The 19,586-nt window shown below is 50.0% G+C and carries 16 protein-coding genes and 1 riboswitch; of the genes, 9 read left to right on the top strand and 7 right to left on the bottom strand.

Annotated features, from left to right (window positions below):
• The first annotated feature begins 269 nt into the window (after positions 1-269).
• Positions 270-1,535 (top strand): Glu/Leu/Phe/Val family dehydrogenase, encoded by a 1,266-nt coding sequence (locus tag ACFQ03_RS22610; protein WP_150960392.1) that lies wholly within the window; start codon positions 270-272, stop codon positions 1,533-1,535.
• 584 nt (positions 1,536-2,119) lie between these two features.
• Here the strand turns inward: ACFQ03_RS22610 and ACFQ03_RS22615 are convergent.
• Positions 2,120-2,920 (bottom strand): ABC transporter ATP-binding protein, encoded by an 801-nt coding sequence (locus tag ACFQ03_RS22615; RefSeq protein WP_379291219.1) that lies wholly within the window; start codon positions 2,918-2,920, stop codon positions 2,120-2,122.
• A gap of 157 nt (positions 2,921-3,077) precedes the next feature.
• Positions 3,078-3,193: riboswitch (TPP riboswitch) on the bottom strand.
• A 411-nt stretch (positions 3,194-3,604) separates the two neighbouring features.
• Between ACFQ03_RS22615 and pdxK the strand changes: the two genes are divergently transcribed.
• Positions 3,605-4,423 carry a pyridoxine/pyridoxal/pyridoxamine kinase gene (gene pdxK / locus ACFQ03_RS22620; RefSeq protein ID WP_144934911.1) on the top strand — a complete coding sequence of 273 codons (819 nt, stop codon included), beginning with the start codon at positions 3,605-3,607 and terminating at the stop codon, positions 4,421-4,423.
• Between the two features lie 172 nt (positions 4,424-4,595).
• On the top strand, positions 4,596-5,684 hold the full coding sequence (locus tag ACFQ03_RS22625; protein WP_144934908.1) for a M42 family metallopeptidase: 1,089 nt from the start codon (positions 4,596-4,598) through the stop codon (positions 5,682-5,684).
• 214 nt (positions 5,685-5,898) lie between these two features.
• On the opposite strand, the gene ACFQ03_RS22630 is transcribed toward ACFQ03_RS22625, so the two are convergent.
• On the bottom strand, positions 5,899-6,432 hold the full coding sequence (locus ACFQ03_RS22630) for a hypothetical protein (protein ID WP_379291153.1): 534 nt from the start codon (positions 6,430-6,432) through the stop codon (positions 5,899-5,901).
• Between the two features lie 132 nt (positions 6,433-6,564).
• Positions 6,565-8,055, bottom strand: a complete 1,491-nt coding sequence (locus ACFQ03_RS22635) for an MDR family MFS transporter (protein WP_379291155.1) — start codon at positions 8,053-8,055, stop codon at positions 6,565-6,567.
• A gap of 180 nt (positions 8,056-8,235) precedes the next feature.
• On the opposite strand from ACFQ03_RS22635, the gene ACFQ03_RS22640 reads away from it, so the two are divergent.
• The 5 genes from ACFQ03_RS22640 to ACFQ03_RS22660 all read left to right on the top strand — a co-directional run bounded on the left by ACFQ03_RS22640 (position 8,236) and on the right by ACFQ03_RS22660 (position 12,877).
• Positions 8,236-9,606 (top strand): YjiH family protein, encoded by a 1,371-nt coding sequence (locus ACFQ03_RS22640; RefSeq protein ID WP_379291157.1) that lies wholly within the window; start codon positions 8,236-8,238, stop codon positions 9,604-9,606.
• A 231-nt stretch (positions 9,607-9,837) separates the two neighbouring features.
• Complete coding sequence (locus ACFQ03_RS22645; RefSeq protein ID WP_379291160.1) at positions 9,838-11,043, top strand: MGDG synthase family glycosyltransferase; 1,206 nt, start codon at positions 9,838-9,840, stop codon at positions 11,041-11,043.
• Between the two features lie 107 nt (positions 11,044-11,150).
• Positions 11,151-11,537: a large conductance mechanosensitive channel protein MscL gene (gene mscL, locus ACFQ03_RS22650; protein ID WP_379291162.1), complete on the top strand. Its 387-nt coding sequence runs from the start codon at positions 11,151-11,153 to the stop codon at positions 11,535-11,537.
• Between the two features lie 161 nt (positions 11,538-11,698).
• Positions 11,699-12,118, top strand: a complete 420-nt coding sequence (locus tag ACFQ03_RS22655; RefSeq protein WP_379291165.1) for an Rrf2 family transcriptional regulator — start codon at positions 11,699-11,701, stop codon at positions 12,116-12,118.
• A gap of 132 nt (positions 12,119-12,250) precedes the next feature.
• Positions 12,251-12,877, top strand: coding sequence for an FMN-dependent NADH-azoreductase (locus ACFQ03_RS22660; protein WP_144934889.1), 627 nt, complete (start codon positions 12,251-12,253; stop codon positions 12,875-12,877).
• Between the two features lie 96 nt (positions 12,878-12,973).
• On the opposite strand, the gene ACFQ03_RS22665 is transcribed toward ACFQ03_RS22660, so the two are convergent.
• Positions 12,974-13,540 (bottom strand): DoxX family protein, encoded by a 567-nt coding sequence (locus tag ACFQ03_RS22665; RefSeq protein WP_144934886.1) that lies wholly within the window; start codon positions 13,538-13,540, stop codon positions 12,974-12,976.
• A gap of 358 nt (positions 13,541-13,898) precedes the next feature.
• Positions 13,899-15,734 (bottom strand): cation:proton antiporter family protein, encoded by a 1,836-nt coding sequence (locus tag ACFQ03_RS22670; protein WP_379291168.1) that lies wholly within the window; start codon positions 15,732-15,734, stop codon positions 13,899-13,901.
• A gap of 433 nt (positions 15,735-16,167) precedes the next feature.
• Here ACFQ03_RS22670 and ACFQ03_RS22675 point away from each other — a divergent pair, with 433 nt between their 5' ends.
• Positions 16,168-16,413, top strand: a complete 246-nt coding sequence (locus ACFQ03_RS22675; protein ID WP_379291170.1) for a hypothetical protein — start codon at positions 16,168-16,170, stop codon at positions 16,411-16,413.
• A gap of 1,079 nt (positions 16,414-17,492) precedes the next feature.
• Here ACFQ03_RS22675 and ACFQ03_RS22680 read toward each other — a convergent pair.
• The gene (locus ACFQ03_RS22680; RefSeq protein ID WP_379291172.1) at positions 17,493-18,608 is read right to left on the bottom strand and encodes a glycoside hydrolase family 88/105 protein; all 1,116 of its coding nucleotides are present in this window, start codon (positions 18,606-18,608) and stop codon (positions 17,493-17,495) included.
• Between the two features lie 41 nt (positions 18,609-18,649).
• Positions 18,650-19,531 (bottom strand): carbohydrate ABC transporter permease, encoded by an 882-nt coding sequence (locus tag ACFQ03_RS22685; RefSeq protein ID WP_379291174.1) that lies wholly within the window; start codon positions 19,529-19,531, stop codon positions 18,650-18,652.
• Positions 19,532-19,586: the final 55 nt, after the last annotated feature.

Raw genomic sequence — 19,586 nt, forward strand, 5'->3', positions numbered from 1 at the left:
TACCGATGTCACAAGTATTATATCATTTTATGTAAAGATGCCGGAAAAACTAAGCCTTTTGAACCAAAAAAGTAATACCTAATAATACTAAGGATTACTTAGAAACACCAAGAAAATAGCCGTTTTTCTTTAGTGATAAGTTTTATTTATGGACCAAAAAAAAGCATTTAATTTCCTTTTATCAGACATTTCCTCTATAATAAACAATTATCAAGTTTGCTGGTCGTCATTTTGTTCAAATTTCATTCTAAGAAAGGTTGTTGATACCCATGCATGCACAAGTTGTCGGACAGATAGAGAGCCTTAATCCTTTTGAAATTGTACAGAGACAAATCGACTCTGCGGCAGCCGTCCTGGATCTGCCCAGCCACGTAGTCGAAATTCTCAAGAAGCCCAAACGCGTATTGGCGGTCTCCTTCTCGGTAAGAATGGACGACGGATCGGTAAGAGTGTTCGAAGGGTACCGCTCTCAGCATAATGACGCGATCGGACCGACCAAAGGCGGCATTCGCTTCCACCCGGACGTGACGATGGACGAAGTGAAGGCCCTCTCCATGTGGATGTCTTTCAAATGTGGAGTGGTCGGGCTTCCATACGGCGGCGGCAAAGGCGGAGTTATCTGCGATCCCCATGAATTAAGCAAAGGCGAGCTGGAGAGAGTTAGCCGAGGCTTTATGGAAGCTATTGCGGATATTGTTGGACCGGAGAAAGATATTCCTGCACCGGACGTGTATACTACCCCACAAATTATGGGCTGGATGATGGATACTTACAGCCGGATCAAGGGCTACAACTCTCCCGGAGTGATTACCGGCAAGCCTCTCATCATTGGAGGGTCCAAAGGACGGAATGAAGCTACCGCCAGAGGCTGTGTCTACACAATTATCGAAGCTCTTAAAGAGCTGGGCCGGACTCCGGAACAGACAACGGTCGCCATTCAAGGCTTCGGAAACGCCGGACGGATTGCCGCCGACCTGCTGACCGAGATGGGCTGCAAAATTGTTGCCGTAAGTGACTCCAAGGGCGGAATTTACAATCCTGAAGGACTGGATCTGAAAGAGGCTGAACGGCTGAAGGATACGGCTTCTCTTCTCGACTATGGTGCCGAGTACCATATCTCTAATGAAGATTTGCTTGCTCTGGATGTAGATATTCTTATTCCTGCGGCTTTGGAAAATGTAATTACAACGGCCAATGCCGACCGAATCCGTGCGAAAATTATCGCAGAAGCCGCTAACGGTCCGACGACCCCGGGCGCGGACAGAATTCTGAACGAAAAAGGAATCATCGTCATACCGGACATTCTGGCCAACGCCGGAGGAGTTACAGTTTCCTACTTCGAATGGGTTCAGAACCTGATGAATCATTACTGGACGGAAGAAGAAGTCAACAGCAAGCTTCAGGAGAAAATGGTTCACTCCTATCACGCAGTGCGTAATTTGGCCAAGGAGTATAATACCGACTTACGTACGGGAGCCTTCATGATTTCCTTGCTCCGCATCAAAGAAGCTATGGAAGCCAGAGGCTGGGTATAATCCCGAAATATTCGCCAACTATATATAAACGGGGCTGTCCCAAAAGCGTTCGCATAAAACGGGAACATCCAAAAATGAAGCAAAAAGGACCTCAAATCCCACTCTGAGTGGGGACGGGGTCCTTTTTTTGCAGCCAAACTCTAGGTGGGGCTTGAAAAATTATAGATCGACTTATGGTGACAACCCCGTTTCCTGTTTATCGGATGTGGATGATGGTACTCCATAGTTGCGGTTATGGGTTCTAACTGGATTTTGTACAGTTAGATTCAAGGCGGCGGCGCAAAGTGACTGAACTAGCTGGAAAAACTACATTTAAAATCAAGTTTTTTGCAGATATCGCCCATTTTGCCCAAACTACCTGTAGGATTTCCAGTTAGTTGCCGTTTGCAGCGGAAAAGGAAGCAAATTAGCTGTATAAAATCCATTTAGCCCCCCATGCCGCTGACCGCGGCACCATCAGATTGTGAAAATGGGTGGATTTTCAAGGTAGTTAGACGCCTATGCACCTGGAACTAATTTCCATGCAAAACTTATACTATCTTACATTTTGAAACCAGCGGATTCAAAGGCAGCCCCCCAAGCCCCTAACGGATCGCCTGGCGCATCTTCCCCTGCTCCTCCTTCATTTGTTGGTAAATATCTTGTCTTAAGCGGATAAAATCAGGGTCCGTTAGCAGGGACTCCTGCCGTGGGCGGGAGAAAGGAACGTCTATTTTCCTAAGCACCTTGGCGGGCCTGCTGGAAAAGAGGTAGACGGTGTCCGACAGCAGCAGCGCTTCTTCTATATTATGTGTTATGAACAGCACCGACCGTTGATGGACCTCCCAAATATCCAACAGCCAGCTCTGCATTTCCGTTCTCGTTAATGCATCCAACGCGCTGAACGGTTCATCCAGACAGATCAGCTCCTGCGGACTGAGCAGGGCCCGGAGGAAAGCCACACGCTGCTGCATCCCCCCGGACAATACATGGGGATAAGCTTTCTCGTAGCCGCCTAATCCGACTCTGGAGAGCCAGACTCTCGCTTCTTCCAGAGCCTCCCGTTTGGGCAAGCCGGCAACCTCTCTGGCGAGAATGACATTGTCCTCGATCGTCCGCCAAGGGAACAGCGCAGGCTGCTGAGGCATATAGCTTATATGTCCTTGCTGCCCGGTTACATCTTTCCCTTCCATGTTCACCCGTCCCCCCGTAGGCCGGATCAGGCCGCCGATGATGTGAAACAGGGTGCTTTTTCCACAGCCGGAGGGCCCTATAATGGAGACGAACTCCCCCTTGCGCACGGTTAAAGAGACCTCGTCCAGCACCGGAGCGGGTTTTCCTTTCGTGTTGAAAATTTGAGTAATATGGTGCAGCTCCAGTTGATTTTCCAATGCCTTGTCCTCCATTCCGTTCAAAATATGCAGAACCTCTCAAGAATCCCTTCAGCCAACCCCTCAAGGATAAACGGCAGTCGCCGTCCTTGTAGAACTGAATAAGAATTCAAAACTTATACCTGTAATTTAAAAAAAGCCCCCTTCACCGGGAGCGCGCATGCCAAAACAAAAAGCGAATCTGCTGCTTTCCTACGCTGGCATTACCCAGATCAGGTTCTGAAAGGGTCAGTATCTTTAAGGGATACAATCTCAGCCGGCCGGATTCCAGCACCCCTGGCATCTAATATCATGTTATTTATAATTTTTCCGATAGTGTCTGACGAGCTTAAGCCGCTGCCTTTGTTGGCGCAGCCCCGAAACTCAAGCGGTACTTAACCGGATGGATTCCTTGAGATTCTGCTTCGCCCAAGCTCATTCACTCTGATGACATTATAGACCCTGGTGCCGGAATTGTCCATTAGCGCCCCTTTTCTCCATGATGCTGAACAAGTAGCTCTTTTTTTCTCGGAATAGGTTTATCGATTGGCGAAATCATAGTAATATATTGGGGTAGTCCATTTTGTTTTGTAAGCCGCCTTGCGGCACGATTATACCCTGTTACAAAAAGGAGGAAGCAAGGAGACGTGACTTCCCGGGAGAAGAGATTCGGATCATTCCCTCTCTAATACTCGTATCACGTGTATCTTTGCGAAGATTATGAAAAAAGCACTAACCATTGCAGGTTCCGACAGCAGCGGAGGCGCCGGAATACAAGCCGACCTCAAGACTTTCCAGGAGCTCGGAGTCTATGGCATGACCGCTCTAACTACCATAGTCGCACAAGATCCGCATAATAATTGGTTTCATAACGTCTTCCCGATTTCCGCCGATGTTCTGGAAGCCCAATTGGAAACGATCATTTGCGGAATCGGAGTAGACGCTGCCAAAACCGGTATGCTCGGCTCCATCGAGATTATCGAGATGGCGGCCAGCAAAATCGAGAAATATCAGTTGACCAACGTCGTCGTGGACCCGGTTATGGTCTGCAAGGGGGCGGATGAGGCTCTTCATCCGGAGACGAACAACAGCCTGCGTGACGTGCTCGTTCCGAAAGCGCTGGTCGTGACGCCGAACCTGTTCGAGGCTTCCCAACTAAGCGGCTACGGCCCGATCAAATCGGTGGAGCAGATGAAAGAAGCAGCGGTGAAGATTCATTCGCTCGGAGCCAAATACGTCCTGATCAAAGGCGGCGGCAAGCTCGTCAGCGAAACCCGTGCGATCGATCTGCTGTACGATGGGGAGACCTTCGAGATTCTGGAATCGGAGAAGATCAGCACCACCTATACCCATGGCGCAGGCTGTACCTACTCATCCGCCATTACTGCTGAATTGGCCAAGGGCAAGAGCGTCCGGGAAGCCATTCACACGGCCAAGAAGTTCATTACGGCGGCCATTCGCCATTCCTTCGCCCTGAACAGCTATGTCGGCCCCACGAACCATGGCGCTTACCGCAATTACGAGGGCGGCAGCATTTAATACAGTCATATGAAGCCCGCGGCCTGTTAAAGGAAGCGGGCTCTGCTTTAGCTTCAAAAACGGAAAATTAGTATCACCTCATCCTTCTTGATGGTTTCTGATTTCCAAATAATGTGATAAAGTTTAGATGAAAACACTTAACTTCGTTCCATATCAAAGGAGGAAGAAAAAGATGGCTGAATTGGATACTACTTTACAGATGCTCAAAGATTTAACCGATGCGAATGGAGTGCCCGGCAACGAGGACGAGCCCCGTGCGGTTATGAAGAAGTACATAGAGCCCTACTCCGATGAAGTGACTGTAGATCGGCTGGGCAGCTTGATCGCCGTTAAGAAAGGGAAAACCGAAGGGCCGAAAATTATGATCGCCGGTCATCTCGATGAAATCGGATTTATGGTAACGCATATCGATGACAAGGGCTTCCTCCAGTTTCAGACGCTGGGCGGCTGGTGGGAGCAGGTTATGCTCGCCCAAAGAGTTACCGTGGTCACCCGTTCCGGAGAGAAAATTCCGGGAGTCATCGGCTCGAAGCCTCCGCACATTCTCTCGCCCGACGCCCGCAAGAAGCCGGTAGAGAAGCGAGATATGTTCATCGATATCGGCGCGTCCAGCAAGGAAGAAGCAATGGAGTTCGGGGTCCGGCCGGGGGATTCCATCTTCCCGGTATGTGAATTTACGGTGATGAAGAACGACAAGCTGCTGATGGCCAAGGCATGGGATAACCGGATCGGATGTGCCATAGCGATCGATGTGCTTCGCCAGCTGAAAGATGTCGATCACCCGAATACCGTATACGGCGTCGGTACCGTACAGGAAGAAGTCGGCCTGCGGGGAGCGAAGACGGCTACGAATCTGATTCAGCCGGATATCGGATTCTCTGTAGATGTCGGTATTGCCGGCGATACTCCGGGAATCAACGACAAGGAGGCACTGGCCAAGATGGGCAAGGGCCCGCAGGTGCTGGTTTATGACGGCTCCATGATCTCCCACCGCAGGCTGCGCCATCTGGTCACGGATACGGCCGACGAAGCGGGAATCCCTTACCAGTTTGACTTCGTCGCCGGAGGTGGAACGGATGCGGGAGCCATCCATCTGACCGCCGGAGGCGTTCCTGCTCTTGCCATCTGCATTGCGACACGCTATATTCACACGCATGCAGCCATTCTGCACCGTGACGATTATGAAAATGCGGTCAAGCTTCTTGTAGAAGTCATCAAGAAGCTGGATCAGAAGACAGTGAAAGAAATCATCTACGGATGACGTACAAAAAGCTCCTAACGGAGCCTCTTCGAAGACGAATAACCCGGTTTTAAAGGTAGCTTTTTATGCCAATTAGAAAGTTGTTCCATTTTAATGCTTTAATGAACTTAAACTTTCTAATGTGGTTAAAAAACCGCCCAGGAACTCCGATCAGGAGATTCCGGGGCGGTTCTGTTTTTAGCTTCTCCCTTTCAAACCGCCCTTTAATTTCGGACTAACCGTTCAGGAAGAGCAGCAAGACTAGCAGAAGTAAATGGATCATTATAAATCCGGCCAGAATTGGCTTGGATATGCCCGGGCTTCGCGGCCCTTCGGCAGCGGTTGCCTTGGACTTTTTCGTACTATGCGGACTTTCAGGCGAACGAAGTGGAAGCACATGGCGACCGGCGACCACATAATCGGCCTTCCTGCTTCGGGCCGCGCTCTCCGCAGGCTCCTCCTCCAGCAATCTCCGCATAGCAAGCTTGGCTTTAAACGAATAGGAAGAAGACAAGTCCATAGCGGCAGCCAAATAATGCTTCAGCGCCTTGGAGTAACTCCCTTCTTCCTCACACTTCGCCCCAACCCGATAATGAGCTTCCGCACAGGAAGGGTTCACATACCGAAGCACCTTCTCATAATAAGAAGGGTCCCCCCGGTTCAAGTACAGATTATGCTTCACGTGAACGAGCTGTTTCTTAAGATAAGAGGGAAATCTCCCCGCCCCCCGATAGCTGGAGTCCGCCGTCCCCGGCTTGCCGCTCCTCATACATGCCGTCTCCTTCCTGCTTACACGCTATAGTTTGTCCAATACGAATCTTTCTTCTTAACCTATAGCTATGTGAGCAGGAGACGATCTATGACTTTATAAGTTTGTGCAGGTATGACGAATGCTATTCAATTAGTGCTCTTGAGCAGGCTCAGGCTCAGCGACTCTTCTGGGAAGAAGGAAGGAAGCCAGGAAGCCAGCGATAGCAATCACGAACAACGCGACAAATACATGGTGAACCCCAAAAACAAGCACCTCGCGCAAGCTCTGCCGAACCGCTTCCGAAATATCCCCTGCCTGCTGGGGATTGATCAAGTTATTCAGACTATCCAGGTCCACCGCTTCCCCTTGCACACGTTTCTCATTAATGGCCGTCATCAGCCTGGCGTTGAAATAAGTCCCCAGCAGTGCAGCGCCGACCGTCTGGCCGAGGCTGCGGAAGAATACGTTGGAGGATGTCGCTACTCCGCGCATCGACCAATCCACCGCGGACTGTACACTGACCGTGCTCATTGTCAAAATCAGACCGAACCCCATTCCTTGTATGGCGGTTATGAGGTACAGCTGAAATTGCGGACTATCCATCTGCAGTAAGGAGAGCCATAGCGTAATGATGAGAATCAGACTGTATCCGGCCAGGGAAGTGAAACGAACCCCTCTCTTAACCAACAGCTTTCCGCACAGGAAGGAACCGAACGTCCAAACCAGGGACATCGGGGTCAGCACAAACCCAGAACGGGTGGCGCTATATCCCAATACTCCCTGCACCCACATCGGGAGATATACCGTCACCCCAATCAGAATGGCACTGACCAGGAAAGCTACGATATTGGCTAACGTTATTACACGGACACGGAACAGCTTGAGCGGAATCATCGGGTCCTTCACTCTTGACTCTATGTATATGAATAAGAGCATTAATACAATAAAAGCCGCAAAAAGAACAAGAACCGTCGGCGAAGTCCATTGATGATCTTCCCCGCCTCTCTGCAAGGCGTAGAGGAGAGCGAACATGGATGCCGCGAAGACCGCCGCTCCCCAATAGTCGATATTCTTTGTAGTCTTCTCGAATTTTTCCTTGAAAGACAGCGCCAGGATCAGCATCGCGGCTAATCCGAACGGAAGGTTGAAGAAGAATATCCAGTGCCACGAAATCTGATCGACGAAAAATCCGCCCACTAACGGTCCGAGCAGCCCGGACACTCCCCACATCATGCCCAACAATCCGATCATCTTGGACCTCTGCTCGACCGGAAAAATATCTCCAATGATAATGGAGGCGATCGGTATGACGGCGCCGGCTCCTATTCCCTGCACAGCGCGAAATACAATAAGCTGTCCCATCGTCTGCGAAATGCCGCACAAGGCGGAGCCTAACAGGAAGATAAGAGTACCGGCAAAGAAGATCCGCTTGCGGCCAAACAAGTCAGACAGCTTGCCAAAGACAGGAACGGTTATAGCCGATAACAACAGATAAATGGAGAAAACCCAATTCATTAATTGTATTCCCTGCAGATCGCTTACAATCTTGGGCATGGCCGTACTGACGACCGTTCCTTCAATGGCGGTCAGGAAAGTTAAAATCATAAGCGAAGCCATGACTAATCGTGTATTTGTTTGCATCCTTTTCCCCCGATCCTATTACCAATGTCTCTTAGTATATCAAATCCTTCCTTATTTGTATGAAGTGTCTATTAATTTTTCTTCTATATGGAACTATATTCCTAGGCGTCCCTTACTGTTTTCCGCTATAATTTATAAGGATAAAATAAGGTTCATTCATATAGTTAGAACCAATGAAGGATGGAGATTATGAAACCGCAGCGTGCCAGACTAACTTTTAGCACCACCGATGTCCTGAAATTTGCCATTCCCTCTGTCATCGGTATTTTATTATTTATGACCCCGCTCATGTGGAAAGGCCAAGTCACCATTCCCATCGCCATACTGGCCAAAGAACTGCAGGCCCTTCTGACGAATTGGCTCCCGCAGTTAACATTCTTCTTGATCGCGGTCAGCTTTATAGGAAGTGTCATCGTCAAACTCCACAAGCCGGCTTGGCTTGCGCGCAGTTCCTTTTGGACCAGCTTGTTTGACGTGCCTCCCTTCTGGTTAATCATAAGAGGACTAGGGGTATTGTTCGCCCTGGCCACTTTATTTCATATCGGTCCGGAATGGATTCAATCCGAAGATACCGGTCAAGTCCTGCTGTTTGATCTGCTGCCGTTATTGTTCGTCGTATTTTTGTTAGCCGGGATGCTGCTGCCGCTGCTGGTCAATTTCGGCCTGCTGGAGTTCATCGGGGCATTGATGATTAAGGTGATGAGACCCCTCTTTACTCTGCCCGGGCGTTCTTCCATAGACTGCCTGACCTCCTGGCTGGGAGACGGAACGATCGGCGTCCTGCTTACGAGCAAACAGTACGAGACCGGTTACTATACTAAACGCGAGGCTGCTGTCATCGGAACGACCTTCTCGGCCGTTTCCATCACCTTCTGCTTCGTTGTGCTTGCCCAGGTGAAACTGGAGCACCTGTTTATCCCATTTTATATTACCGTCAGTCTTGCCGGATTAGTGGCCGCCATTATCATGCCGCGGATTCCCCCGCTTTCCAGGAAACGGGATACTTACTACGATTCCGACCGGCCGGCGGAGAAGGAAGCCATCCCCGAGAATTACACGCCATGGCGGTGGGGGTTATCGCAGGCTGTCCGTAAAGCCAAGGAGAATACGGGCATGAGAGGCTTTGCAAGCGAAGGTCTCAAAAATATTATGGACCTATGGATCGGGGTCGTTCCCGTAGTTATGGCTATTGGAACGCTGGCCTTGATTTTGGCGGAATATACCCCTATTTTCAAATGGCTCGGACTTCCGTTCCTGCCTCTGCTTGAGCTTATGCAAGTTCCTGAAGCCCAGGCCGCCTCCCAGACCATGATCGTCGGATTTGCCGATATGTTCCTGCCGACGGTGCTGGCCGGCCCGATCGAGAGCGAGCTAACCCGCTTCGTTATCGCAGCGATTTCGGTTACGCAGCTCATCTATATGTCCGAGGTGGGAGGATTGCTGCTCGGTTCGAAAATCCCGATTTCACTGAAGGATTTATTTATTATTTTCATAAAGCGGACCCTGATTACGCTTCCGGTTGTCGTTCTGGCGGCCCATCTCATTTTTTAAAATGTGCATGCTGTTCCAATGACGGCCTATGTTTCTGAAGCCCTTGGAAGCGGAAGAATTTTTTTCAAATACTAGCCATATGTTTTTCCGATCTGCTAAAATAATTCCGTCCTGCTTTCCTTTATACAAATGGTTTACGAATTTTTGAAGAAAGCTGCGAACGGCGTTAATCATTGACCGGTATTCTAAGGGTAGTCGGTTAACACCATGAACGAAAGGAGCACGGCTCGAATGAATGACGATCCTAACATTCTGATCCTGACCGCCGGTTATGGTGACGGCCATATTCAGGTAGCCAACGCTTTGCGGAATGAATTCCACACCCAAGGTGTCCGCAGCGTTCATGTGCTCGATTTGCTGGATGAGGCCCACCCCCGGTTAAACTCGTTGATCCGATATATTTATTTGAAGAGCGGACCCTCACAACGGGCAGGCTTCGACTATTACGGCTGGAGCTACTATTCTACCCGAAATCTAAATTATGATAAGTGGCTGGCCAAACCGCTGCTTGCTCTCGGAAGGCAGAAATTCAAGCAGGTCATACGCAGCCTGCTTCCGGATGCGGTGATCAGCACTTTTCCCTACGTTCCGGTCTCGCCTCTGTGCAGAAAATCGGGGATAGCGATCCCGACCTTTACCGTCCTGACCGATTTCGCCCTGCACAACCGTTGGATGATCTCGAAATCGGACCGCTTCTATGTTGCCACCAAGGACCTGAAGGAAGCTATGATTCAGAGGAAGATCCAGCCCCGGCAAATTATGGTCAGCGGAATTCCGATCCGGGAATCGTTCTATGCCTCGGTCGATACCTGCAAGCTATATGAACAGTATGGTTTAGACCCGGGCAAGCCGGTTGTACTTGTTATGGCCGGCGCCTACGGGGTCCTGCAGAACATGAAATCGATCTTGGAGCACCTGACTGCATTGGACAACGTCCAGTTTGCGGTCGTTTGCGGCAAGAACGGCAAGCTCAAGGAGGAACTGCAAGCCCGGTTCGCGCACCAGCCGCAGGTTAAGCTTCTCGGTTACGTGGAAACGATCCACGAGTTAATGAGGCTGGCCTCCTGCATCATTACCAAAGCCGGAGGAATTACTCTATCGGAAGCTATCAAAATGAATGTCCCTATCTGTATCTTTAAGCCGTTTCCGGGCCAGGAGAAGGAAAATGCCCGTTACTTGAACGACAGAGGGGCCGCCCTCGTGGCCAGATCGGCTGAAGAGCTGCAGGAGCAGATCCGGAAGCTATTGTCCGATCCGGTCGCCTATAGAAGAGTGAAATCCGCCATCTCCAGAATCAATTCGCAGCAGCAGCCTAATGCGGCGCGGTCGATTGCCCTGGATGTACTGGAAACCGTAAATCGGTTGGGAACGCACCATCGAAATCACATGCCGACGCATGAACGTATCCCGGTTCCGATGGACCGCTTGTCTTTTTGATCTTTTTGGACATTTTTCGACCATTCCTACCACAGTCCTATCAAAAGCTATTTCATCATTTGATATACTAGTCCATGAGTCTATCATACTGAAGCAGGTGAACCTGAATGTGGGAAGAGTTTAAGAAGTTTGCTTTAAAAGGAAATGTTATGGATCTGGCGGTGGGGGTTATTATCGGGGCGGCCTTCGGCAAAATTGTGACTTCCCTGGTAAATGATATCATTATGCCGATCATCGGTTTGCTCATGGGCGGAGTAGATCTGTCCAGCCTGCAATACCCGCTCGGGGACGCTTCCCTGAATTACGGCGTTTTCCTGCAGACGATCATTGATTTCTTCATCGTGGCTTTCTCCATCTTTCTTTTCATTAAAGCTTTCAACAAATTAAAGCGCAAGGAAGCCAAGGAAGAGAAACCGGAGCCGCCTGCTCCGTCCAAAGAGGAGCTTCTGCTGACCGAAATCCGCGATCTGCTTAAGCAGCAGAAGAACGGATAAGCATCGGTCGTTCGTTGACCGAGGGAAACGGCCATATTGAACGTTACCCGTATATGGCCGTTCCCTGCAATTCCCCTTTGTCCATCCCTTCAGGCTTCTTTACATTGCACCGATTTCCATGCTAAAATGTAACTCGTTGGGTTACAAAAGGAGGAGGGGGCATGTTCTCTAACAGCCAGTTTGCCGTCGCTGTTCATATGCTGGTCTTTATTGCCCGGGGTCAATTTGACCAAGTCACCTCGGAGGAAATGGCGGAAAGCGTCAATACGAATCCGGTTGTTATACGCCGCATCCTGTGCAGGCTGGCCAGGGGTAATCTGGTGATCTCCCAGCCGGGTGCTCTCGGCGGAACCAAGCTGTCCCGTCCGGCGGATCAAATAACCCTTCTGGATGTTTATTATGTGATCGAAGGGTGCGAAGCCTACTGTCTGCACAAGAGCCAGCCCAGCGAAACCTGCGTTGTAGGCCGTAATATGCTTCCGGTGCTTGAAGGGATTATGCAGGAAGCGGAGGCCGCTGTTAAGGAAAAGCTGTCCCGATACACGATTGAAGATGTGCTGAGGCAGGTCCTTAAGCTTTAGCCCTGCTCTTGCCCGATTCGTAACCAATTCGGTGACGGATAGTTGAGTGTTAGCGGAACACCTGCAACCCTAATTGTAACCAATACAGTTTCTTATTCTATTTCTTATACTTACAAGGAGGCTTTCACCAAGATGTCTACCGTATTATTCGTTAAAGCCAATAACCGGCCGGCTGAGCAAGCAGTCAGCGTTAAGCTTTATGATTCCTTCCTGCAATCCTATCGTCAATCTCATCCTGAAGATGAAATCATCGAACTGGATTTGTTCGCGGAGAACCTGCCTTATTACGATGCCACAATGATCAATGCGATGTTTAAATCGAGAAGCGGCATGGAATTGAGCCCGGAAGAGAAGAAGGCAGCCGATTTGGTGCAGAAGTATTTGGACCAGTTCCTGCGGGCCGACAAGGTCGTCTTCGCTTTCCCGTTGTGGAACAAGACGGTTCCCGCCCCTCTGCATACCTATATCGATTACTTAAACCAGGCGGGACAGACGTTCCGTTACACGCCGGAAGGGCCTGTAGGCCTGGTCACTGGCCGGAAAGCCGCAATTCTGAACGCCAGAGGCGGAATCTATTCTGAAGGACCTGCCGCCGCACACGAAATGGCTGTCAATTTCGTAACAATGAACCTGCAGCAGTTCGGGTTTACTGACTTCACTACAGTTATCGTCGAAGGGCATAACCAGTTCCCGGACAAAGCGGCCGACCTTATTCAGAAGGGGATTGAACAGTCCGCTCAAGCGGCTCAATCGTTCTAGACCAACAACAGGAGCAAAAACCCGGAGGACCGTTCAGCGGTGCACTCCGGGTTTTTCTATGTACGATGATGATGATTCTGACCGACAACCCTAGTGTTACTTACGGTGCCAAGGGGTGCCCAGATACTGCAGCGCCCAACGGTCCACTCCGTACCAGCCGGCCACTTTCCATGCCAGCACCAGCCAGGTCGCCAGTATAAAAAACAACGGATTGGTGCTGACCGTACCGGCAAACAAGAAGGCGGCGTTCATCAGCCCGCCGAAAAAGGCGGCAATTCCGGTCAGCAATCCGACAATAAGTCCCAAGCCTACAAGCACCTCTCCATAAGCTACCATAAAGGAGAATACTTTCGCATTCGGCAGCACAAAATCCTGCAGGAAGGAAGCATACCATCCGGTTACGTCTTTTCCTTCCTCCGCCTTGGCCAACGCCCCTCGGACAAAGCCCTCGATTGCCGTACCGGCTTTCTGCCCCGTCCAGACCTCGCTGGTCACCTTGCCCCATCCGGCTTTAATCCATTGATATCCGAGATACAAGCGAATGACCAGCCAAATTATCGCTGATCTTGTACTGCTGAACAAAAAGTGAGAGACGGGGTTATCCGGGATAACAATTTCATTCCCCACTCTGATTGGACTTAATTCTTTACCGGGTTGACTCATTCTCCTTCTCCTCCTGACTAAATTCTGAACTCATGCGCTTCTGGCGCGCCATCTGCATACCAGCACGCATGCAGAATATCCCCCTCTTCCCCGCCTGTGAATTGCCTTCCGGGCGCCCTGTCATGCGGCGCTGCAAGACAGACGGTTCAACGGAGGATTATAAACGAAACAGTTTCTCACTTCATCCGAATACTTGCCCCCTTCTATCCAAGGCTTTAGGACATCAGACCTACTTCAACCTTTTTTATATTACTAAAGGATTATCGGCAGAATGATCCTGAAATTTGAGAAATTTATGAGCATCTTTCACAAATTATCGGGCTTCCATGAAAATTGCTTCGTTATAAGCAGTGTAAACCTACTCCAGATGCCTCTTAACCATGTGCATCTGCTCGGCTTCGCCGCTGGCCAGGAGCCTGTCCCCGACTTGAATCTGCGTATTGCCATGAGGAATAATGAACGATTCGCCCCGGTAAATTCTTAAGACCAGCACCCGCTTGAGGAAAGACAAGTCCCGCAGGAAGGAATTATGGTAAGCCGGATTATTCATGCGGATTTCCTGCAAGGAATCATCCTGCTGGGTGATCAGCTTCACCGCGCTCGGATGCTCAATCAGCGCCTTCAGCAAAATTCGCGAGGCATACAGAGTGGAGAAGACCGCCATTCCCTGGCGCTGCGCCATCTCCTGCTTCTCCGGATCCTCTACCCTGACAATAATCCGTTCCAGCCCCAGACTGCCGGCATGCTCCGCCAAGCGGATATTCGCGTCATCATCCATGCTTCCGAATACGATGATATCGGTGTCATACACTCCCCGTTCCTCCAGCTCCCGGCTATCCAGGGTCACTTCCTCCACCTTCAAGCTCTGTCCGGCCGTTTCCGGGTTCCAATTACTCCGTTCTTCCTCCGAGCCGGTCTGCGAGGTATATAGACGGATATCATAGCCTTCCTTGATCAAATCCCGGGTTACCGGCATCGTTACGTGATTAATTCCGACAATGGAGACCCGTGTCCGCTTATCTGCTTCGTTGGGATACACTTTATTGAACAGGACGGGGAATAGCAGACAGGTCAGGATGGCTACGAGAATAAGGGCCCCATGGAGATGCTCGTCAATGATTCCCATCTCGAGCGCGATCGTCGAAGCGGCGATGACCAGGCTGAGAGTGGATGACATCAGCAGCCCCGAACCGAGTACTTTGCGCCACGGATACCAAATGTTCAGCAGCAGGGACGGGATCATTTTGGAAATAAAGATGGCGAAGATCAGAAGCGGAATGAGCAGGAGAATACTCGGATCCGCGAATAAGGACCACAGGTCCAGATTAACTCCGACCATTACGAAGAAGATCGGAATCAGAAAGCCGTACCCGAATGTGTCCAACTGGTGGGCAAACTCCCGGTTGGGCATCAGCAGCGAAACGATGACTCCTGCCAGGAAGGCGCCCAGAATATTTTCTACACCCAGCGTTTCGGACATGACCACGAACAGCAAAATCAGCGCAAACACAGCGCGTGTGCCCAACTGAACCGTTCCTTTGCCCAATATGGCAAACCAGCCTTTGTTCGTGAACCGCCGGAAGAAGAAATAAAATACGAAGACAAGCAGGAAGAACAGAAGCAGAAGCAGCATTTTCGTCACATCGTGAGCCAGTGCGCTCAAATAAACGGCAAGCAGGATCATCGTCACGAAGTCGGAAATGACCGTCACGAGCAGAACCGTTTGGCCCAGGCCCGTATCCATCATTTTCTTCTCCTTCAGCACCGGCATGACAACACCAAGAGAAATTGTAGCGATAATGAGCGTCATCAAATAAGGCTCCGTAACAAAGCCCAGCAGCATAAGTCCGTAAGACAAGCCGTAAGACAGCAGTAGAATAAGAACAAAGATCAGAATGGAGATGACCAGCGGATTGGGCTCCTTGCCGCGGCCTCCCGTCTTGCGAAAAGAAGAGAAATCGATTTCGACTCCGCTAAGAAACATTAAATAGATAAAACCTAAGAGCGACAACAAACTGAGCCATTGATCCTCGGTTACGAGATCGAATCCGCTTTTGCCGATGACAAGGCCCGCCACAATCTCCGCAACCACAACGGGCAGCGCCCGCAGCTTCAACTGATGCAGCAGGATGGGAACGAGAAAAGCGATGGCCACAACGATCATTAAAGATGTGAGCGAGGTTGAATTCTCCATAGACTACGACTCCCGTAATAAAATAAAATTGAAGCTTTATCCTAATTTACCCAAAAGCTTACTATATCATTTTGCGGCGTGACCATTAAGGTTTCGATTCAATACCCGCAATACCGCCATTAAACTACCGACCAACAGGAAAATGCAAATACAAAGAATATAGGAATAGCCGTTAAAAAACAAGTTGTAGGTATATTCATTAAACCATCCTTTGTTAAAGATAACGGATGCGGGATTGGAAGGTAATCCGCCCAGATGATCATTTACGTAATGAATTCCACGGGCGCGAAGCCTCAACCATAAGAAGGTTATCGAAACCAGCAATAAGATGATAAAGCCGCAGGTCATTGGCAGCCTATGTCGAGTTTGAAGAAAGCGATAGCTATGATAAGCAACGACAACAGCCAGTGTCAGTAAGGGAACGAAAAGAAGCATGAGAAAAAGAAGGGCCGGATTCCCGTTCGATAATCGGCTCGATGCGGACAAGGTCATACGGGACATAATGGAAAACCCGGCATACCCTATCGCCAGCAATATAAGAAACCCGGTCCAGCGCAAAATGGCATTTTTCGATATCCAGATTAATAGCACAGGCAAGCCGGTAACCAGGCAGGAGATCAAAAAGAGGCTTATGATTAATAATAGTAGAATAACCCACACCTTCTCCCTGTTAATATAAGGTATAAATCTTAGTTTTCATTTTCAGCCCGTATAAGAGACAGTTCCGGATCATCGTAAGCCTTGTTACGCTAAAGAATGGATTCGGGCTCCTCTTATGAAACATAACATTCTACAGCCTCTTCTGCTACCCCTGGACATCCATTTTTTTCTTAACATCCGGGCGGAGTATCTTAAAATTAGTTTCAAACCGATTGAGAGGCTTAGCCAACAAACCACGAAAGAAAAAAAGCGAGGCTAGTGGGTAAATTCCCACTAACACTCGCTGTATTCTCCCTGGCCGTTTGCGTGGGGAAGCCCCCAAGGCTTACATTTGACAAGCACGACGCAGAAAGGATTAGCCGGATTCAGGCTCGCTAACGAACTTATGGAGACTGTCGATTAATGCTGTTCAACCAAAGATCATGCGAAAATCCTGCACGGTTTGGTTTTAACGGACCCCAGAGACCTTATTCGCTCCAAAAGGGCCTTTCGGTCATTTTAACGGAATCGGATGACCTTATTCCAAAGAATGCAGGCGAAAGTATGAGGATTTCAATGAAATAAGGGCGTCTAGGTCCGTTAGTCTAAAATAACGGCTTATTTTGACGAAATAGGGTCTTTCAGATCCGTTACGTTTTCACTGTTGGATTTTTCACTAGTGCAACATCCTGTTAAACGCCTTTCCAACAATGAATCGACAGCCTCTTATGGACCGCTATTCCGTCAAAAACGGTACTTTTCAAAATTTAACGAAACTCAAAAACGTTATTAGGGTGAAATACTGCTCCATAACCTTCTATTTTGGCGAATAGCGATCGGTAGTTTCGTTAGAAAACGGGGAAAGCTCTTTTGGGGCAAATAGCGTTTCTATGTTTCGTTAGAAATGGAACGGCCATGGGGCTGAACAGCGATTTCGATGTTCCGTTGGTAAGGGGAGCTTCATCTCCCCCCAATAACGTTGCTATGTTTCGCAAGAAAGGCGGCTTCCGTCCTGTACCATCCTGCCACCTTGGGCTTTTCAAGGCTTTTCAAGGCTTTTCAAGGCTTTTCAAGGCTTTTCAAGGCTTTTCAAGGCTTTTCAAGGCTTTTCAGGGCTTTTCAAGGCCTATCCAGACTCTCCATCTCCGTACAAGCCAGAATAAACGCGCCGACCCCGTGCAGGTCATTGTCCTGTACCGGACGGGTCACATAGTTGGCATAGTCGCCTGCGGAGGTTCCTATGCAAATATCGGGAATGATCACATGACCCTGATCGTTAAACCGCAGCCTGTTCAGCAGCCCTTCATAGCCGGTCCATGCCGACTGCAGCTGCTCCCTGCCTGCGCAGCCGTGCTTGATCGCTTTGGCGATCGTATAGACGAACAGACTGGTGCCTGACGTCTCCAGCCAATTATCGGGAAGCTGCCCTTTGTCCACCACCTGGAACCAGAGCCCGCTTTCCCGGTCCTGATATCGGGTTATGGCGCTTACGAAGGAGCTTAAAGCCGCTTCAAGCTCTGCACGCCCCGGATGGGACGCGGGAACGAGATCCAGGAAGTCGGCCAGCGCCATCCCGTACCAGCCCAGAGACCGGCTCCAGAACTCCGGAGAACATCCGGTTACGGGGTCGGCCCAGGGAAAGCTTCTCTTCTCGTCCCAGGCATGGTACAGCAGCCCGCTCCTTTCATCTTTCATATACTTACGCATCAGCTTCTCCTGATGAAGCGTCAAATCGATTAGCGTATCATCCCCGTATTGCGCGGCATATTTTAACGCAAACACGCCGCCCATATAGAGCCCGTCCAGCCACATCTGGTAAGGATACTTATCCTTGTGCCAGATCCCTCCTTCGGAGGTCCGGTTGAGCGTCGTGAACAATTGCCTGAGCTTGTCGGCGGCTATCCGGTATCTGGCTTCGCCGTACCGCTCATCCAGCGTGAAGAGCAGCAAGCCCGGCATGATGGCGTCCAATTCATCTCTCGCGAAGTAGAAATTGCCTTCCTCATCGATCAGTCGATCCACATATTCCTTAGGATAGGTCAAATAGATTTCCTCTCCGGTTTGCCGCCACACCTGGAGCATTCCGTACAGGAACACACCCTGGTGGTAATGCCAGCGATTCTCCGGAGGAAGCCGTTCCGGGCGATAAGCCGCCATCAAGGCGTCACAGGCCGCCCCGGCCCACTGAATGGGAGAATAATCCGTACGCGTTACGTTTGGATCAAGCTTGTTCATAGTAAAACTACACTCCTCTATTGTCTGCTTAGATGCACGTTCTAGCCTTTAATCGATCCCAACAGCGCCCCCTTGGCAAAATGCTTCTGCAGAAACGGATAAACGAGAAGCACCGGCAGGGTGGCGACGACGATTACGGCCATCTTGACCGTTTGCTCCGGAGGGGCGATGAAGCCGTCATCGAAGCCGGATGTATCCGCGGATATTCCGCTGGCGAGAATGACGATTTGCCGCAGAATGATTTGTACAGGCCATTTCGCGGCATCATTCAGGTAGAGAATCGCCGTCATGTAGGTGTTCCAATAAGTGACCGCGTAGAACAGCGAAATGGTCGCGATAGCCGGCATGGATAAGGGAATCACGATGCGGAACAGAATCCCCCAGTCGCTGCAGCCGTCTATCCTCGCGGATTCCTCCAGACCATCCGGCAGGTTCTGGAAGAAATTCCGCATGATGATCAGGTTAAACGCGTTGATGGCACTCGGTATGATCAGGGCCAAATAAGAATCGATCAGCCCCATTCCTTTGACAATCAGGAAAGTGGGAATCATCCCGCCGTTAAACAGCATCGTGAAGACGACCAGGAACATGATCAGATTGCGCCCGTCCAGATTCCGTCTGGCCAGTCCGTAGGCCATCAGGGATGTCAGGAACATGCTTAACAGCGTCCCGAACAAGGTGACGCCGACAGATACTCCCAAAGCCTTGACTAGCACGTTCGTCGAGAAGATGTAGCGGTAAGCATCAAGCGAGAATACGGTCGGAAACAGCACGAAGCGTTTCTGCGCCAGCTCCTGCACCGTAGTGAATGAACCGGCGATGACATGCAAGAAAGGGATAACCGTAATCATCGCAATGATAAACAGAAGCGTGTAGTTGACGGCATCGAACAGCCGGCTGGCCCACGATTTGTCTTGAAGCATGACGTCCAATCCTCCATATGCTTTAGAATCAAGGAAATGCGGCTTCGTCTCGACT

Origin of the sequence: Paenibacillus residui (assembly GCF_042677205.1) — a bacterium.
In the GTDB taxonomy this organism is placed as follows: Bacteria; Bacillota; Bacilli; order Paenibacillales; family NBRC-103111; genus Paenibacillus_L; species Paenibacillus_L residui.

What these genes read in the sequence shown, in the direction of transcription:
- ACFQ03_RS22610 (WP_150960392.1), top strand. Translation starts at nt 270, where the DNA reads ATGCATGCACAAGTTGTCGGACAGATAGAGAGCCTTAATCCTTTTGAA.
- ACFQ03_RS22615 (WP_379291219.1), bottom strand. Translation starts at nt 2,920, where the DNA reads ATGGAGGACAAGGCATTGGAAAATCAACTGGAGCTGCACCATATTACT.
- pdxK (WP_144934911.1), top strand. Translation starts at nt 3,605, where the DNA reads ATGAAAAAAGCACTAACCATTGCAGGTTCCGACAGCAGCGGAGGCGCC.
- ACFQ03_RS22625 (WP_144934908.1), top strand. Translation starts at nt 4,596, where the DNA reads ATGGCTGAATTGGATACTACTTTACAGATGCTCAAAGATTTAACCGAT.
- ACFQ03_RS22630 (WP_379291153.1), bottom strand. Translation starts at nt 6,432, where the DNA reads ATGAGGAGCGGCAAGCCGGGGACGGCGGACTCCAGCTATCGGGGGGCG.
- ACFQ03_RS22635 (WP_379291155.1), bottom strand. Translation starts at nt 8,055, where the DNA reads ATGCAAACAAATACACGATTAGTCATGGCTTCGCTTATGATTTTAACT.
- ACFQ03_RS22640 (WP_379291157.1), top strand. Translation starts at nt 8,236, where the DNA reads ATGGAGATTATGAAACCGCAGCGTGCCAGACTAACTTTTAGCACCACC.
- ACFQ03_RS22645 (WP_379291160.1), top strand. Translation starts at nt 9,838, where the DNA reads ATGAATGACGATCCTAACATTCTGATCCTGACCGCCGGTTATGGTGAC.
- mscL (WP_379291162.1), top strand. Translation starts at nt 11,151, where the DNA reads ATGTGGGAAGAGTTTAAGAAGTTTGCTTTAAAAGGAAATGTTATGGAT.
- ACFQ03_RS22655 (WP_379291165.1), top strand. Translation starts at nt 11,699, where the DNA reads ATGTTCTCTAACAGCCAGTTTGCCGTCGCTGTTCATATGCTGGTCTTT.
- ACFQ03_RS22660 (WP_144934889.1), top strand. Translation starts at nt 12,251, where the DNA reads ATGTCTACCGTATTATTCGTTAAAGCCAATAACCGGCCGGCTGAGCAA.
- ACFQ03_RS22665 (WP_144934886.1), bottom strand. Translation starts at nt 13,540, where the DNA reads ATGAGTCAACCCGGTAAAGAATTAAGTCCAATCAGAGTGGGGAATGAA.
- ACFQ03_RS22670 (WP_379291168.1), bottom strand. Translation starts at nt 15,734, where the DNA reads ATGGAGAATTCAACCTCGCTCACATCTTTAATGATCGTTGTGGCCATC.
- ACFQ03_RS22675 (WP_379291170.1), top strand. Translation starts at nt 16,168, where the DNA reads ATGAGAAAAAGAAGGGCCGGATTCCCGTTCGATAATCGGCTCGATGCG.
- ACFQ03_RS22680 (WP_379291172.1), bottom strand. Translation starts at nt 18,608, where the DNA reads ATGAACAAGCTTGATCCAAACGTAACGCGTACGGATTATTCTCCCATT.
- ACFQ03_RS22685 (WP_379291174.1), bottom strand. Translation starts at nt 19,531, where the DNA reads ATGCTTCAAGACAAATCGTGGGCCAGCCGGCTGTTCGATGCCGTCAAC.